13 protein-coding genes and 1 pseudogene are annotated in these 15,811 nt (G+C 66.8%); 6 read left to right on the top strand and 8 right to left on the bottom strand.

Annotation, left to right across the window (positions count from 1 at the left end):
- Positions 1–286 precede the first annotated feature (286 nt).
- The 3 genes from ASF90_RS23085 to ASF90_RS20645 form a co-directional block, all read right to left on the bottom strand.
- Positions 287–688, bottom strand: coding sequence for a hypothetical protein (locus ASF90_RS23085; RefSeq protein ID WP_082473644.1), 402 nt, complete (start codon positions 686–688; stop codon positions 287–289).
- Between the two features lie 608 nt (positions 689–1,296).
- Positions 1,297–2,028, bottom strand: coding sequence for an orotidine-5'-phosphate decarboxylase (pyrF, locus tag ASF90_RS20650; RefSeq protein WP_055854653.1), 732 nt, complete (start codon positions 2,026–2,028; stop codon positions 1,297–1,299).
- A complete protein-coding gene (locus ASF90_RS20645; protein ID WP_055854754.1) occupies positions 2,025–2,990 on the bottom strand; it encodes a 5'-nucleotidase, lipoprotein e(P4) family in 966 nt (321 codons plus the stop codon). The genes pyrF and ASF90_RS20645 overlap by 4 nt, the downstream gene beginning before the upstream one ends.
- Before the next feature lie 308 nt (positions 2,991–3,298).
- Between ASF90_RS20645 and ASF90_RS20640 the strand changes: the two genes are divergently transcribed.
- Positions 3,299–3,955, top strand: a complete 657-nt coding sequence (locus ASF90_RS20640; RefSeq protein WP_055854651.1) for a YceH family protein — start codon at positions 3,299–3,301, stop codon at positions 3,953–3,955.
- Positions 3,956–3,980: 25 nt separating this feature from the next.
- A pseudogene (locus ASF90_RS24555) lies at positions 3,981–4,157 on the top strand (hypothetical protein); the annotation flags it as partial.
- Positions 4,158–4,291: 134 nt separating this feature from the next.
- Here the strand turns inward: ASF90_RS24555 and ASF90_RS20630 are convergent.
- From ASF90_RS20630 to ASF90_RS20610, 5 genes are read right to left on the bottom strand one after another with little or no spacing between them, the layout of a single operon-like run.
- Positions 4,292–5,143, bottom strand: coding sequence for an STM4011 family radical SAM protein (locus tag ASF90_RS20630; RefSeq protein ID WP_055854642.1), 852 nt, complete (start codon positions 5,141–5,143; stop codon positions 4,292–4,294).
- A 7-nt stretch (positions 5,144–5,150) separates the two neighbouring features.
- The gene (locus tag ASF90_RS20625; RefSeq protein WP_055854640.1) at positions 5,151–6,512 is read right to left on the bottom strand and encodes an STM4012 family radical SAM protein; all 1,362 of its coding nucleotides are present in this window, start codon (positions 6,510–6,512) and stop codon (positions 5,151–5,153) included.
- Entirely contained in the window at positions 6,509–7,327 is an 819-nt protein-coding gene (locus ASF90_RS20620) for an STM4013/SEN3800 family hydrolase (protein ID WP_055854639.1), read from the bottom strand. The genes ASF90_RS20625 and ASF90_RS20620 overlap by 4 nt, the downstream gene beginning before the upstream one ends.
- A complete protein-coding gene (locus tag ASF90_RS20615; protein ID WP_055854752.1) occupies positions 7,320–8,450 on the bottom strand; it encodes an STM4014 family protein in 1,131 nt (376 codons plus the stop codon). The genes ASF90_RS20620 and ASF90_RS20615 overlap by 8 nt, the downstream gene beginning before the upstream one ends.
- 19 nt (positions 8,451–8,469) lie before the next feature.
- Entirely contained in the window at positions 8,470–9,381 is a 912-nt protein-coding gene (locus ASF90_RS20610; RefSeq protein ID WP_055854636.1) for an STM4015 family protein, read from the bottom strand.
- Positions 9,382–9,532: 151 nt separating this feature from the next.
- Here ASF90_RS20610 and ASF90_RS20605 point away from each other — a divergent pair, with 151 nt between their 5' ends.
- From ASF90_RS20605 to ASF90_RS20590, 4 genes are read left to right on the top strand one after another with little or no spacing between them, the layout of a single operon-like run.
- Positions 9,533–10,651: an AAA family ATPase gene (locus ASF90_RS20605; protein WP_055854634.1), complete on the top strand. Its 1,119-nt coding sequence runs from the start codon at positions 9,533–9,535 to the stop codon at positions 10,649–10,651.
- Positions 10,648–11,061 (top strand): hypothetical protein, encoded by a 414-nt coding sequence (locus ASF90_RS20600; protein WP_055854631.1) that lies wholly within the window; start codon positions 10,648–10,650, stop codon positions 11,059–11,061. The genes ASF90_RS20605 and ASF90_RS20600 overlap by 4 nt, the downstream gene beginning before the upstream one ends.
- Entirely contained in the window at positions 11,058–12,905 is a 1,848-nt protein-coding gene (locus ASF90_RS20595) for a hypothetical protein (protein ID WP_055854628.1), read from the top strand. Before ASF90_RS20600 ends, ASF90_RS20595 begins: the two co-directional genes overlap by 4 nt.
- Positions 12,898–15,609 carry a bpX6 domain-containing protein gene (locus ASF90_RS20590; RefSeq protein ID WP_055854625.1) on the top strand — a complete coding sequence of 904 codons (2,712 nt, stop codon included), beginning with the start codon at positions 12,898–12,900 and terminating at the stop codon, positions 15,607–15,609. Before ASF90_RS20595 ends, ASF90_RS20590 begins: the two co-directional genes overlap by 8 nt.
- Positions 15,610–15,811 lie beyond the last annotated feature (202 nt).

Here is a 15,811-nt window from a genome sequence, read left to right as displayed (position 1 = left end):
AGCAGTTAATCCAAGATTAAATAATGTTTCTGAAATTGGCAATAATTCGATTCTCATCGAGTGGGGGCAAGATGAGATATACCACTTGCTCTTCAGGAATTTCAGTCTGATTACAGGTAGCCGGCGTGTTGCAAATTTGGTTTGGTAGTCAACCTCAGATACACTTCATTCTGAGTGGGCGCTCGGCTTCAGCTCCGAGGGCCCTCCAACTTTAGACCATTCTTGTCAGTTAAAATTTTAAATAAAACCAATTTAATTCAAAAATTAATTTACAAAAATCCATAGGCTAGTCAACATTCACATAGACGCTTGCCGGTGGATTGAAGTTTTGCCCTGGTGATGTTGCGACTGCTGATATTCTATAAGTACCAGGAGTCTGAATAGTCGCCTTACAATGCCTTATTGGAGTTGCGCTGTAAAATTCATCCCTTGTGTTGCAAAGGTATTGGTCGTTGGCATAAATTTTAAAGTTACTTGCGTAGTCGACAGTATTGCCGCCGGTAATGTAAATATCAGCCTGGACGCCTACGAATTTCGGTAACGTGCCAGGCTGCAATATTGCTTGGACCGTATTCGGTGCAGGGCACGGAACTACCAGCCCATCAGAATTGAGGCAAGTTGCAGCGTATGAAGATCCAGCAACGAAAATAAGAAAGAAAACGGGTGAGGCGCCGAGAATTCTTTTCATATTGCATTCCTTGATGGGTTAGAAGTATTCCTTACGAAGCCGCAAGAAAAGCGGCACTGTTTGTTTAACGGGATTTAAGTAAATTTGCAGTGTTTTTTTTGAGAATTTTCCGTGAATTCTCTACGCTTAAGAAGATCCAAGCCGCGATTGCTTGCTGCTGGGCTAGGACAGCCAATTGCGATGCAAATTTCTTCGACGGCAATAAGCCACTGCGTGGACGTTGAGCCGATCTACCAACAATCATCTACCGCTAATGCCACGAGCGGCTATGCCCTGAATGCCTGCTGGGCGACACACATGTCTAGAGACCATGCAGGGGTGATTTGCAGCGGCAGCAAGCCGAGAACGCCCGCGACAGCAAATTACGCGCAATCAGGCGGCGATGTAGTTACGGTAACCAACGAAAGCCAAAAAAAAGGATCGGGCACAAGGCCCGATCCCTTCGAAAACCGGGACAAGCCCGGTGGACAATGAGTGGCACAGCTTCCGACTGACATCGGACGCGGCATGCTAACCAGACTTTAACGTTAAAGCAACACTTTAATTCTATTGGGTTAACTTGTTGATTTTGTTGGCAGCGCATGCGCTGGCGTACGGCATGCGTGTTGTCATTCCCGGTGCTGTCCGACCGCTACGCGGATTTCGGCCTGGATAGCGGCAGCCGCCGCTGCCGGGTCGGCGGCCAGGCGGATCGGCCGGCCGACGACAATCGCATCGGCGCCATCGGTGAAGGCCTGCGCCACGCCCACGGTGCGTTGCTGGTCGTCGCCGACCGGGCCGCCCGGACGGATACCGGGGCAGACGATCGAAAAGGCCGGGCCGGTGGCGCGGCGGATCGGGCCGGCTTCCTGGCCGGAAGCGATCACGCCGTCGATGCCGGCGGCTTGGGCGGCCAGCGCGCGCTCCACCACTACGTCCACCGGTTCGCGGTCGATGCCCATCGCGGCCAGGTCCGGACGCCCCATCGAGGTCAGCACGGTCACTGCCAGCAGGCGCATGTCGCCCTGGTTGGCCTCGGCGGCGGCCTGCAGCATGCCGGCGTGCCAGCCGTGCACGGTGCAATAGCTCACCGGCCATTGCGATAGCCGGCGGATGGTGCCGGCCACGGTGGCGGGAATGTCGAAGAACTTCAGGTCGACGAACACGCGCTTGTTGCGCTTGGCCAAGGCATCGAGCACATGGAAGTACTCGCCCGACGCCAGCAGCTCCATGCCGATCTTATAGAAGGCCACCGAGTCGCCCAAGCGGTCGACCCAGGCGATCGCCTCGTCATGGCTGGGCACGTCCAATGCGAAGATCAGCCGCTCGTGCGCGGCCAGCGGCAAGGGGGGACGGCTCATCGTGCAAGCTCCAGTGCGGCGCGCTTGGCGTCGTGGCGGGTCTGCCAGGGTTGGGAATAATCGTTGTTGAACTGTGCCGGCTCCCAGCCGCCATAGCTGGGATTGGGCAGCATCCACCAGCGCTCGCCGAACCAGTCGTGGTACTGCTGCAGCAACGCGCCGCGCGCCTGGCTGGTGTTGGCGGTCACCTGGACGAAGTCGCCCAGCTGGTCGCCGAATTGCATCAGCACGCGGTAGGTCTGCCCGGCCAACTGACGACGGCAGTTCTTCTCGCTGCCGTTCTGCTCGCAGCCTTGCACCACGGTGCCCAGGCCGAGAAACACGCTGTCGTCGGCCACCGGCAGGCCGGCGCTGCGCAAGTTGGCCAGGGTGGCGTCCTTGAGGTGCACGGCGCGGTTGGAGATGTAAATCAGGGTGATGCCGCGGGCGTTGGCGGCCTTGGCGAAATCCACTACGCCGGGGATCGGCTTGGCCTTCTTCTCGGCCACCCACTGGTCCCAGCTCAATTCGTCGTACTCCTTGCCATCGCGCAGCAGGCGCGCCTGGTAGGGCGAGTTGTCCAGCACGGTCTCGTCCACGTCCAGCACCACCGCCGGCTTCAGGCCGGTGGCGGCATTGCCGCGTTCTTCCGGCACCAGCGCATCCCACTTGGGCTGTTTGAGCGCGACATCGAGCTTGTCGGCCGCAGCGCGGTAGGTCTGCTCGGCCACCGCACGGTATTCCTCCGAGCGCTGCATCCACAGCACCGCGTTGAGGTTGTCGTCGCCGGCTGGGGTGGTGCTGGCAGTGGGCGCGGAGGCCTGTTTCGCCGCAGCGGCACTGGCGGCCGCGTTGGCCGACACGGCAGCGGCTTGCGCACGCTGGCCCATCTCCTCTTGGCCGGGCTTGCAGGCGCTCAAGGCCAGCGCAGTGCAGGCGAGCAAGGACAACGGTGCGTAAAGCGAGGGGCGCATGGCATCCACCAGAACAGGAGCGGTAATGAAGAACGCAATTTTAGCGGGTTCGCGCCGCATCGCTCGCCGCTGCGGAAGGCGGTGCATTCGAGAGCCGCAGAGGCACACCGCCGCTGGCCTGGTCGATCCGGGTTTTCGGTGCGACCGCCGGTGGCCGGATGGCCGCGCTGGTTACGTCCCCGCGCGCGCGCCATTGCGGCTCCGGCGCCGCAATGGCGTGTCCATACCGACGCGCCACGCTGCACGATCGCAGGGGCCGAAGAACGCCGATGCCGGATCGGCATATCCTTGCGGGCTGATCGCCCCTGGAGCCACCCATGACAGAGACCTCGCCACCGCCCGTCCTCGATGCCGCTCAGGCCCGCGTGCTTGGTTGCCTGATCGAAAAGGAAGCGACCACCCCGGACGCTTATCCGCTCACCGTCAACGCCGCACAAGTGGCCGCCAACCAGAAAACTGCGCGCGAGCCGGTGCTGAACCTGCAGACCGGCGTGGTGCATCACGCGCTGCGCCAGCTGGAAACGCTGGGACTGGTGCGCCAGCAGTTCTCCTCGCGTGCAGAACGTTACGAACACCGGCTGGGCAGCGTGCTGGATCTGACGCGCCAGCAAGTGGCCCTGATCGGCCTGCTGCTGTTGCGCGGCCCGCAGACCCTGGGCGAGCTGTTCGCGCGCAGCGAGCGGCTGGCGCGCTTCAACGATACCGACGACGTGCGCCATCACCTGGACCGGCTGATCCAGCGCAGCCTGGCGGTACAACTGCCGCGCGCCAGCGGCCAGCGCGAAGAGCGTTATGCCCACCTGCTCAGTGGCGAGCTGGATCTCGACGCGCTGCAGGCCGCCGCCGCAACGCGCGAAAGCACGCCACGCGGCGCCGACACCGCTGCCCTGGAAGCGCGGGTGCAGAGTCTGGAAGAGCAGCTGCAGGAACTGCGCGAGCAGGTGACCGAGCTGCGTACCCGCTTGGGCGAGTAAACGCGGGGATTGAAGCGACTGCGCCGCCGCGTCGCGGGTGGCGTGCTGCTTCCAGAACAACCGCCGCATGAGCCGCGCCGGTCTGATCCGGCTGGGTCGCACGGTGTACCCGTTCCTGCAGGCCGAGCTGTTCCTGCCATGGAGCGAAGACCGCTTTGCCGAACGCATCGAACAGACCATCGACATGTTCGTGCGCGAAGGCCAGGGCGCACGCCGCAGTCTTCGATGCGGCGTCACGTATGCACCTCGGTTCCTTCGCGCATCCACTCCGCCGGAGAACGCGCGTCAGCGGCTATCAGCCGCTCCGGGATAAGTCACCGGTCTGCAGTGGCCGGCTCACGCCGTCGCCGGCACCCGTTCCAGCACGCCGCCTGCATAGTCGGCCTGGAACGGCAGGTCCGGCCGATGCGCATAGCCGATAAAGCAATCGCATCGCGCATTGGGGCAGCTGCGGGTACGTAGCTGCGTCGCGAAACTGCCGTCGTAGAGATTGCCCAGCGGCGTATCGACGAAGTGGCAGCGCCGCACGGTGCCGTCGCCATCCACCGACAACACCGATTCGCCGGTCAGGCAGGGCGCGCCGAAGCTGGGCGGCGGGGCGAGGTTGTAGCTGAAATGTGGATCGATCCGGCTCAAGCGCTGCACCTGCTCGGGCGTGTAGTAATCGGGCGGACGCGGATCGAAGGCGTTGAGCCACATCGGCGTGGTGTCGGGCAAGGCCGCACGCAGCGCTTCGATCTCGTCCATGTGCGCGTGCGCGGCGACCATGCCCACGCTGTGGCGCACGCCGCGGTCGCGCAACGCCTGGCAGCGCCGCAGGAAGGCCGCGCGCGTCACCTGGCTGGGATGGTAGGTGCACCACAGCGCCAGGCGGTCGAGATTGGCCGCGTCGAGCCAGCGCATGCCCGTGCACAGGTTGGTCTGGATCGCCACGCGGCGTAGCTGCGGCAGCTGGCTCAGCTGCACCATCGCCTCGCGGTAATGCCGCCGCACCAGCCCCTCGCCCCAGGGCGTGAACAGGATCGACAACGGCCGCGTCTGCGCCTGTGCCCAGCCGACAAACCGCGCCAGATCCTGCGCGTCGCGACGCAGCGCGGCGGGGCTGTCGTAGGTCTTGGCGAACGGGCAGTAATCGCAGGCGTAGTTGCAGCTGCTCAGCCGGCCGCGATAGAGCAATGACAGATGCATCGGCCGCTTACCCGACCTGGTACTGCTGCATACGCTCGACAATCGGCGCCGAGGTCAGCCACGGGCCGATGGTGTCGGCCCGCTCCATGCCTGCGGCGGTGAGCGCCAGCAGCGCTCCGTGCCGTTGCGCCAGCCCTAACGCCAGCAACTCCTGCAGCTGCGGCAAAGCCTCCAGGCAATCGCGGCCAAAGCGCTGACGGAACTCATCGCAGTCCAGCCCCGGAAACACCAACAGCGACTGGATCGCATGCCGCCGCATGGCATCGTCGGCATCCAGCGCAATGCCGTAGTCGGCGCAGGCGAAACTGGCCGGATCGCGCGCCAGATAGTGCTCGAGAATCTCCGCCACCGAGCGCCGGCTGACCCCGTATTCGCTGGAGTAATGCAGGCCGGCGGTATACGAGCGCGCGCCGCAGCCGATGCCCACCATGCCATCGCTCTGGCAGCAGTACACCGGCGCGTCGCTATCGCGCGCATGCGGGGCGCGGAACATGCGCATCGACACCTGCGTGTAGCCGGCCGCCAGCAGATGGTCGCGGCCGGCGCGGTACAGCACCAGGCGCTCGTCCAGCGGCTCGGGTTGCAGCACAAAGCTGCGTCGCCCGCCCGCCTTGGCCTCTATCCGGCCCAGGCCGGTCATCGGACGCACGTACAGCGGATACAGATACAGTTCTTCGGGCGCATGCTGCAGCGCGCTGTCGATGGAGGCCAGGAAACTGTCCACGGTCTGCCCGGCGATGCCGTAGATCAGATCCAGATTCAGCGTTGGAATGTCCTGGGCGCGAATGATGGCGATCGCCCGCTCCACCGTGTCGCGCTGCTGCGGCCGCACCAGTGCGCTCACTTCGGCAGCGCTGAAACTCTGGATGCCCATGCTGACCCGATCGATGCCGGCCTGCCGGCAGACCCGCAGCCGCTCGGCATCGACGGTTTCCGGCGACACCTCGATGCCGGCCGGAATGGTGTCCAGCGCGATCGTCGCGTGGCGGTCCACCATGTCGAATACGCGCTGCAATTGCGCCGGATCCAGATAGCTCGGCGTGCCGCCGCCCATCGCAAAGCGCACGAAGCGGTGCGTGCCCAATGCCTGCACGGTGGCGCGCAGTTGCTGCTCCATCTGCGCCAGATACGCCTCCACCTGCGCCGGCGCCGGCCGCGCCAATGCGAACAGATTGCAGAACCCGCAGCGGTACGAGCAGAACGGAATATGCAGGTACAGAAACAGCGCCTGCCGGGGCTCGTCGGCCCAGACCTGCGACAACGGCACGGCCGGCCGCAGCGGCCGGTAACTGGTCTTGTGCGGATACGAGTACGAATAGGCCTGATACGGCGGCTGGCGCAGCAATTCGGCCAGCGAAGGCAGACTCATGGGGTCACCAGGAAATGGGCATAAGGCACGGTCATCACCACCTCGTGGGCCAGGCGATGGCCATGGTAGCCATCCTCGCCGTAGGCAGTGCCGTGGTCGGAACAGACGATGGCAAACGCACCGCCGCGCGCGCGCAGTGCGGCAAACAACGGCGCCAGCGCGGCATCCACATAGCGCAGCGCGGCGCAGTGGCTATCGAGGTCGTCGCGCACCGCGCCAGGCAGGTAATGGCAATTGGGCTGATGCATGGCCGAGACGTTGATGAACAAAAAACAGCGAGTCTCGCGCAGCGCGGGGTCGCCCAGGCGTGCGCAGGCCAGCGCGACCTGGCGCTCGGTCGAATCGGCGGCGGTGACGCCAAACTCCGGCGACCAGTGGCTTTCGCGAAACAGGCCGGGCAACTGTGCGCCCAGCGCGTTGCGCTTGTTGAAGAAACCGGTGCCGCCGATGCACAGCGTGTGGTATCCGCAGCGCGCCAGGCCATCGACGATAGTGCCGCTGTCGGCGAACACCTGGGTCTGCGCGACGATGGTTTCGCTGCCATCGAAGGCCAGCGCAAACAGGCGCGGATGCGGTCCCTGCCGCGCGGGAGTCGGCAAAAACCCCGCGAAAAACGCCATGTGCGCCGCATACGTAAAGCTGCCCGGCGTGTGCCGCCGCTCCCAGCCATCGGCCGGCAGATACGGCGCCAGCACCGGCAGTTCGCCCCGCGCAAAACAGCGCTGCGCAGCGTCGTAGCGCAGCGTATCCAAGGTGATCAGCACGATGTCGTGCGCACCAACAATCGCGCGCATGTCCGGCAGCAGCTCAGCCATGCAGCAGGCCCTCCTGGTGCGTGTCGGCGGTCATGCCAGGAGCGGCGGCGACGGCGCCGAGTGCTGCCTGATCTTCGTAGGTGGTGCGTCCCTGCCAGCGCAGTTCCGGCAGCAGATCGCCAAAGCCGTTGGCCTCCAGCACGTGGCAGCGCCCGGCGCGCTGGATCAGGTCGAAACCGATCATGCGAGAGTCGGCAAACGCGCTGGCCGCCTGCGCCACGGTACTGGCCACCGCCGCATCCACGTCGGCGCTCTGCCAGGCCTGCGCCGGCAGACGCCGGTTGCCCAAGTGCAGATTGGTCAACGGGCCGCGGCTGGCACGCGCCACGCGCTGCCGTGCTGCACCGTCGAACGCGACCACGCGCAGGTCGTAGTGATAACCGGGCAGGCCGGGCGCGCGCGGCTTGGGAATCCACTGTTCCAGGTAAGCGCCCTGCGCGGCGATCGCATCGACCAGCGGCGCGATCTCGTCGGTGCGGGTATAGCGGCGCTGGCGCAAGGCGTTGAACACGCGCACCTGGCCATCCTGCACCACCAGCTCGGCCGAACCGCTGGCGATCTGGCGTCCATCGCGATGCCAGCGATACGCCAGCACGCCCGCACCGGAGGAGCCGTAGCGCGGCTTGAGAAATGCCTGCGTGCAGCCGCTGGCCTGCAGGCATTCGCGCAGGCCGGCGTAGCTGTCGACCGTGCCCAGCAGGGCCGGCACGCTGACCCCTGCCGCGGCCAAGCGTTGCTGGCAGCCAAGTTTGTCGGTCATTGCCAGCAGGTCCGCCGGTGGATTGAGATAGCGCGCCGCCGGCAAGGTCGCGAGCAAATCCGCAAACCCGGCATGCCACAGGTGCTGATGCGCCAGTTCACCATGCGCCAATGGCGCAGGCGCAGGCCCAGGCTGTCCAAGGCAATGCCAACCACGCACGATCAGCGCCTGATGCAACGCCGACGCTTCGCCCGGCGATTCCAGCTTGACCAGCGCGGCCGGATGCCGCGCCAGCCAGTCTTGCAACGGCGCGGCGATGTCCAGCAGCTGCAGATAGTCGAACACCGTCGCCGCGGGCTGCCCCTGCGCCTGCAACGCCTGCTGCAGGGCGGCGATCCTGCGGCTGCCCCGCGGCCCCACCAACACCCAATGCGCGCTCACGTCATTCGGAGACAGCGACGTAGCGCTCGTCTTCGTCTTCCTCTTCGTGCTCTTCCAGGATCACCGTGGCCGGCAGCGTCGCCAGACGGGCCTGCCAATCGGCAGAAATGTAGTGGTGGCTCAGATCGATCCGCTGCAACTGGCCCAGCTGCGTGCTTTCGACCAGCGCCCGCGCCCCGACATCGCCGATGGTGCCCAGCGACAGGTCCAGCGTGTCCAGGTTGCCCAACCACGGCTGGGTGGCCAGCCAGGTGGCCAATTCGTCGGTGTTGGCGGCGTTGCGCAGCCCCAGATAGCGCAGACGCTCCGGGCCGATGGCTGCCAGCAGCCGCTGGTAGGTGCCCAGATCGCCGTCGTAACCGTAGTCTTCCACGCCCAGCCACAGCTCCAGGTGTTGCAGCGCCGGCAGCGTGGAGTCGGCGATCGCCTGCACGATGGCAGACGGCAGCCCACCGCATTCAATCGCCAGTTCCTGCAGATGCATGTGCGTGAACGGGGTCAGCACCAATTTGGATGAACCGCGCACGCGCAGCGATTGCAGCGCCGGAAATGCGGCCAGCAGCGGGGTGTAGTCGGTCTGGATGATCCACGACACCTCGCAGTCCTCGCAGACCATGTCGCCGACGAACAGCGCGCGCAGCGCGGTCAGTTCGTCGCGGCGTTCGATCAGCCGCTGCAGATAGCCGCTGGGGCCTTCCTCGTAGGATTCGCGCCACGGGCCGATGATCAATGCCTGGATGCTGGCCGGGTCGACCTGCGCCAGCAGGCTGTCGAGCAACTCCGCCTGGCTGCCTTCGCTTTCGTACTCCTGCCGCAGCCGGTACACCACGTCGCCGCCGCTGGCGGGCTGGTCCACACTGAAGTCCACCACGCGCTTGCCGCGATAGAATTCCGAATACTCGCCGATCGTCATTGCATTGCCTCCCTGGCTCGGTGAGGTCACAGGATAACCGCACGGTCATGGCAACCTCGTTAATGCCATGCGCCACCGTTCCATTGCCCGTTCCACAGGCGGTCACCGGTGCCTGCACCGCACCGCACGTTTTGTTCGAAGGACCGATCGCATGCATGCCCATCCCGCCGCCGCGCGCATTCGCGCCACCGTCCAGGCCGCCACCACCGGATTGATCGAGCGCGATCAGCTGGCCGAATTGATCGTGCTCGCAGCAGTGGCGCAGGAACATCTGTTGATCATCGGCCCGCCGGGCACCGCCAAGAGCGCGGTGGTGCGGCGCGTCGCCGCCGCATTGGGCGGCCGCTATTTCGAATATCTGCTCGGCCGCTTCACCGAACCGGCTGAATTATTCGGCCCGGTGGACCTGCGCAAATTGCGCGATGGCAGCGTGCAGACCGATGTGACCGGGATGTTGCCCGAAGCGGACATCGCCTTCCTCGACGAAGTCTTCCTGGGTTCCACCGCCATCCTCAACACCTTGCTCGGGCTGCTCAACGAACGCCGCTTCCGGCGTGGCCAGACCGACCTGCATTGCCCGTTGCGCCTGTGTGTGGGCGCGGCCAACGCGCTGCCGGAAGACGATGCGCTGGCAGCCTTCAGCGACCGCTTCCTGCTGCATCTGTTCGTCGACCCGGTGGCAGACCATCAGCTCGAAGCGCTGCTGGCCGGCGGATGGCAGGCCGAGCGTGCGCCGCTGCAGCCTGTGGCCGGGCTGGCCGATCTGGACCTGCTGTGCGAACAGGCGCGTGCGGTGGACATGGAGGGCGCGCGCACGGCGCTCGCCGCGGCGATCCGGACATTGCGCGGCGCAGGCGTGCAGCTGTCGGACCGTCGCCTGGTCAAGACCCAGCGGCTGATCGCCGCCGCCTGCGTGCTGGCTGGACGCACCCAGGCCAGCGAGGCCGATCTGTGGCCGCTGTTCTACGTACTGCCCACGCGCGCGCAGCAAGCCAGCGCACAGGACCTGCTGCGCGGCACCCTGGCCGCCGCGGCCAATCCCACCCTGCGCGCGGCCGTCGAACAAGCCGCCCTGCAACCGCTCTCGCGCACTGCGCGGCTGGTGGAGGCCGCCCAGTCTTGCCTGCAGGATCAGCACAATCCGGCCCTGCGCACCATGGCCGAAGCCTTGCTGCGCGAGATCGATGCCAACTTCACGGCCGCCTCGCTGCCGGCCGAGCTGGCCCACGAACGCACGCGCCTGATCGAGCAGATCGGCAGCGGCGCGTGACCTGGTCGTGGCAGGACGAGCCGCTGCCGGTCGCCCCGCAGGGAGTGATCGGCGTGGGCGAGGCCGCACGCGCGTTGCTGGCGGCATGGGCGCGCTTGCCCGACGGCGCGGACTTGCTGGTCACCGCCACCGCGCAGGCGTTGCTGCTGACCGGCCATGCGCCGCAGCTGCCCTGGGCCAACGGCGTGCAGTACGTGGCACCGCGCGCGGACGCCGCTGGCCTGTGGTTGCCCACCGCCGAACGCCCCGCGCTTCCGCTGGAATTGCTGGAGCGTGCGCTGCGCCGCCAACACGGGCCGCAGCCGCTGTTGCTGCTGCGATTACCTGCACTGGTGCTGCCGCTGCATCGGTTGCTGCCGGCGCGTGCCGAGGTCGTGGCGCAGATCCGTCAGCGCTGGGAGGCCGCGTGAGCGCCGCGCTGCAGGTGCCCGCCCCGCTCCAGGCCTGGCGGCTGTGGCTGGACTGGTTCGACCCGGAAATCGCCTCCCAGCTCGGCATCTGGTTGTTGCGTCTGGACCCCTTGCTCGGCCGCGACAGCCTGCGCCGCCGCGATGGCGACAGCGAACCGGACGGTATCGACGACCTGCGTCGGCGCGGCAGCTACGACCACCTGCTACTGAGCGAGTGGGCACTGGCCGACGCACTGCCGGAGGAATTCCTGCGCCGCGCCGCGCATGCCGAGCACCTGTTCCTGGTGCCCCGCATGCAGACCCGCGCGCGCGATGCGCGCCTGGTGGCGATCTTCGATGCCGGTCCGGCGCAATGGGGCGCGCCGCGTCTGGCACAGATCGCATTGTGGATCCTGCTGGCACGCCGTGCGCAGGCCGCCAATGCGCGCTTTGTCTGGGGTCTGGCGCATCTGCCCGGCGACCTGCACGACGCCGAAAGCCCTGCCCGGCTGCAACAGCTACTGCAGGGCCGCACCTTCGAGGCGACCGGCCCGCAGCACGCACAGGCCTGGGCCACGCAGTGCGCAAGCGCGACGCCGACCACCAGCGAGTGCTGGTGGATCGGCGCGCAACCGGTGCGTGTGGCGCCATTCCACCACCAGGCCAGCATCGTGCCTGCGGCCGATGCGCATCTGCAGGTGGTGCTGCAAACGCGCCACGGCACCCGCAGCAGCCTGTTGCCGGTGCCTGCCAGCATGGCCGCCAGGCAGCTGCTGCTTGGGCACTTCACCGACACGCAACGCCCAGCCGAAGCCGATACCGCAAACCACGTGGTCAAGGGCAAGTTTTCGCTGCGCCACGCGCCGCTGTTCAGCCCGGACGGCAGCCATGTGGCGCTGCTGCTGGCAGACGGCTACCGCAGCGCGATGGTGAAGGTGCAGCCCGCCAACATCGCCAAACGGGTGGCGCCGCGCTACCACCAATGGGCGCAGGGCGGTCAGCCGCTGTGCCTGACGGCGCAGAACAAGCACGTGGGCGGCATCGTCGCTTTCGGGGAGCAAGCCGCGTTCTGGAATCTCGATGGCATGCACGGCTCCATCGAAGCCGGCGGGCAGAGCCTCTGCCCCGCACCCGGCCAGGTGCGGCTGCGTCCATGCGTGTGGCTCAACAGCGGCGGCAAGCCACAGCGGTTCCTGCTGTGGGACCAGCACGGCCGGCTGATGACCTGGACGCGCGATACCAACCAGCGGCAGCGGGTTGCGCAAGGCAGCGAGCTCGCCGGGCAGGTGGTGGCGCTGGCGCAAGGCGATGCCGAACACGCGGTCTACGCCACCCATGTCGCTGGCGAACTGCGGGTGCTGCGCCTGCATCGCAACGGCAAGCAGGACCTCATCCTGCAGCTGGCGCTGGGGTCGCGCCCGCCGGTCGTGTTGCTGCGCAACCTGGTCCAGGAGGGCCAATGGCGTGGCGCCATCGCCCTCGAACTGGCAAGCCGTCAGGCCGGCGGCGACCGCTCGCTGGCTTACCGGGTGCTGCACGGGGGCCCGGCCGACGGCTTTCAGGAATTCGAGGCGATAGTGGCGTCCGGCGACCGACCGATCGGCCTGATCGGCGACCCGGACGCGCCGCAGCACAGCCTGCTGCTGGTGCTGCGCGCCGATCGTCGCGCGCTGCTCGCCATAGGGGCCAGCGGCCGGCGGACCCTGCATCGCGCCGCCAGCGAGATCAGCGCCGCGGCAGTGTCCAGCGATGGCGCGCGGGTCGCACTGGTGACCCTGCAGGGGCAGGCCTGGATCTTGGGCGATGGCGGGCTGACCCCGCTGATGGTCGTGCAAGGCCAGGCCGAGCAACCCGGCCATGACTAGCCCGGCGCGCACGGACAACGCGGGCGGCAGCGTGCGCTACCCGCTGTGGCACGGCAGCCAGATGGTGTCGGCGTTGTGGTTCTCGGCAGCGTGGCTCAGCCCGGAACAACGCCTGGCCAGGCTTATCTGCGCCTGGCAACCGGGTAGCCGGGCGCTGCGCTTTGCCGACGGCGATGTGCTGTGCTTCGCCGCGCCGCGTGCGTTGGTCTGCGAGCAGGCGACCGGCCTGGTGCTGTGCCAGGTGCACGGCGGCCTGTTCTCGGGCGCGTTGACCGCCGCCGAGGCGGCGCAGTTGCCCCCGGCCGATATCGGCCTGGTCCATGGCGCCCAGGTGATCGCCTTGCAGTGGCAACACGCGGTGGCGCTGGATCCTTCCGAGGCGATCGACGTGTCTGGCTACCCGCTGCACATGCCCTACGACTGCAGCCCGAGCGAGCCACCACTGCAGGTGGACCGGCTGCGCGGCAAACCGCTGCGGCAATTGCTGGGCAATGCCGTCCCGCCAGCCAGCGCCGAGCGCGATGCGTTCCTGCATTCGCTGAAGACGCAGCGCCCCGCCGTGCAGAACACCACGCTGTGGCAACGCCTGCTGGCGCGCGCTCAGCGCAGCTTGAGCCGCGAGCACGCACCGGCATCGAACGGATCCGCAGCGTCTGGCGCAGCCACCGGGCAGAACACGACCGTGCCGGCACGCCGGGGCGCTGCATCGGTATCGGCCTGGCGCACGCGGCTGGCCCGCGCACTGGTTGCCTCACGGATGGCTAGCCTGGTCGGACGTCATCAGGGCGCCTACATGCGCCGGATGCTGCGCCAGTTCGAAAACGGCAATCTGGACGAAGCCTTGCGCAACGCGCTGCCGCTCGATGGCCTGGGCGAATCCTTGGGGCAGGCGTTCGGGGTGCCACAGCGGCGCAGCGACCTGAGTCTGTCGCGCACGCGTGGCGCCGGCACCAGCATCGGCCTGGGCGAAGAGCTGCAGGCGCATCTGCGCGCGACCTATCGCAGCGCCTTCGCGCGCCTGGACCGCGAAGGCCAGATCGATCGTGCGGTGTTCGTGCTGGCCGAATTGCTCAATGCGCGCCAGGAAGCGCTCGACTATCTGGTCAAGCACGCCCGTTACAAACAGGCCGCGGAGCTGGCGCTGGGCTGGGACATGGCGGCGGCGATGATCATCCGGCTGCTGATGCTGGCCGGCGACCACGCGCGTGCGGTGCAGGTCGCGCGCCGCGATGGCGCCTTTGCCGCCGCAATCCAGCTGCTGCAAGGTACCGACCGCGCATTGGCCGATGCGTTGCGGCTGGACTGGGGCCAGGCGCTGGTGCAGGCCGGCGACTGGCTGGCCGCCGTGGACGCGGTGTGGCCGTTGCACAACGCGCGCCACCAGGCCGCGCAGTGGCTGCTGGCCGCAGAACAGGCCGGCAGCACGCTGCGCGCACGCGCGCTGGTCAAACGCGCGCAGCTGTTGCCGGACACGCTGGAACACTACGCAGACCGCATCGCCGCGCTTGCAGACCCCAGCGCCGATCCCGTACCGCGCAGCGACATGGCAGCCGCGCTGCTGGTGGATGCTGCCCCCAACCGCTCGCTGCAACAACTGGCGCGGCAACTGCTGCCGGCGATTGCCGCCGATCATGCGTTCGCCCGCAACAGCCTGTCCGTCGGCGATCTGACCACGCTGCTGAAACTGGCCAAGGACCCCCTGCTCAGCGCCGATATTCCAACCTTCAAACCACAGGTCGCGGCCAGCCAATCCAAGCTCTGGGACGGCGCCACCCCGCTACAACTGCAGGCACCGCAAGCCGGCCTGGCGGCCATCCACGATGTGGCGGCACTCCCCGGTCGCCGCTATCTGCTGGCCCTGGGCGAAGCCGGCGCGGCGGTGGTGGACGCGCACGGGCGCTTACTACGGCGCTACCCGGCGCCTGCCTTTGGTGTGGTCATCGCCGACAGCGGGCAGGTCGCCCTGGCAATCGCACCCCGCGAGCGCGTGTCCACCGTGCATCGGCTGGATTTGATCACCCATGCGGTGCGCGACCTTGGTCAGATTGCGCTGCAGTACGCCGCGCCCAGCTACAGCGGAATCGGCTGGAGCATCGTGGTCGACAACCGGCTGCTGGTGGTCGATACCGACAAGGATCTGCACAGCGTGCTGTGGCATGTCGGCGACCTGCCCGGGCCGGTGATTGCGGCGGGATTCTTCAGCGATTGCGAGGTGTATCTGGTGCAGGCCGGCGAGTACCTGGAGGACTGGACCTACAGCCTGCCCGCGCGACGCCTCAAAGCGCGCGATCCCCTGCGCGTGGACCCGCAAGCGCCGGTGCTCGCGCATCGGCTCGGCAGCGTGCAGCAAACGGAGGTGCGCACCGATCCCAATGGCGACAGTTACCTGCACTACCAGCACATCGGCAGTGCCCGTCAGTGCCGGTTGCACGAACACAGTGCCGCATTCGGCGCGCCGGATGGATCGAGCGTGGTGGCGCTTGAAGCGGGATTCCTGGTTGGCCTGCATTGGCCGCACGGCTCGCGCTATCTGGTGGTGCGCCACCATGACGGCGGCATCGTTGCGTCGCTGGACTGGCCTGCGGGCAGCACGGTCAAGGTGCGCGAGCAGTCCGGCCATCTGCTGTTCCATGACGCGCACGGCCGCGTGCTGGATCTGCAGACCGACCGCTCGCTGACCCATGCCATGTCCTTCCTCGGCTAGGAAGGTCCGAACAACGCGTGGCATGACGGGGGAACCTGGGATGTCGCTCAAACGCGGCGGCCTTCCCTGCTGAACATCAAGCGCTTGCGCGTAGTGAAGATGGCCAGCGGCGTCGATCGAAGCCACACGGACGCGTTGTTGAGCGCTTGCCTGGCGCGTGTGAGAACCACACGCCATGGCAGGCGCGACGCCATAACGCCAT

Origin of the sequence: Xanthomonas sp. Leaf148 (assembly GCF_001423585.1) — a bacterium.
Lineage (GTDB): Bacteria > Pseudomonadota > Gammaproteobacteria > Xanthomonadales > Xanthomonadaceae > Xanthomonas.
The sequence above is the reverse complement of the archived record's forward strand: the minus strand, read 5'-3'. Positions and strand labels throughout refer to the sequence as shown.

Excerpts from the sequence above, each read along its gene's own strand:
- ASF90_RS20625 (WP_055854640.1), bottom strand. The coding sequence starts at position 6,512 with ATGAGTCTGCCTTCGCTGGCCGAATTGCTGCGCCAGCCGCCGTATCAG.
- ASF90_RS20640 (WP_055854651.1), top strand. The coding sequence starts at position 3,299 with ATGACAGAGACCTCGCCACCGCCCGTCCTCGATGCCGCTCAGGCCCGC.
- ASF90_RS20630 (WP_055854642.1), bottom strand. The coding sequence starts at position 5,143 with ATGCATCTGTCATTGCTCTATCGCGGCCGGCTGAGCAGCTGCAACTAC.
- ASF90_RS23085 (WP_082473644.1), bottom strand. The coding sequence starts at position 688 with ATGAAAAGAATTCTCGGCGCCTCACCCGTTTTCTTTCTTATTTTCGTT.
- ASF90_RS20610 (WP_055854636.1), bottom strand. The coding sequence starts at position 9,381 with ATGACGATCGGCGAGTATTCGGAATTCTATCGCGGCAAGCGCGTGGTG.
- ASF90_RS20605 (WP_055854634.1), top strand. The coding sequence starts at position 9,533 with ATGCATGCCCATCCCGCCGCCGCGCGCATTCGCGCCACCGTCCAGGCC.
- pyrF (WP_055854653.1), bottom strand. The coding sequence starts at position 2,028 with ATGAGCCGTCCCCCCTTGCCGCTGGCCGCGCACGAGCGGCTGATCTTC.
- ASF90_RS20620 (WP_055854639.1), bottom strand. The coding sequence starts at position 7,327 with ATGGCTGAGCTGCTGCCGGACATGCGCGCGATTGTTGGTGCGCACGAC.
- ASF90_RS20590 (WP_055854625.1), top strand. The coding sequence starts at position 12,898 with ATGACTAGCCCGGCGCGCACGGACAACGCGGGCGGCAGCGTGCGCTAC.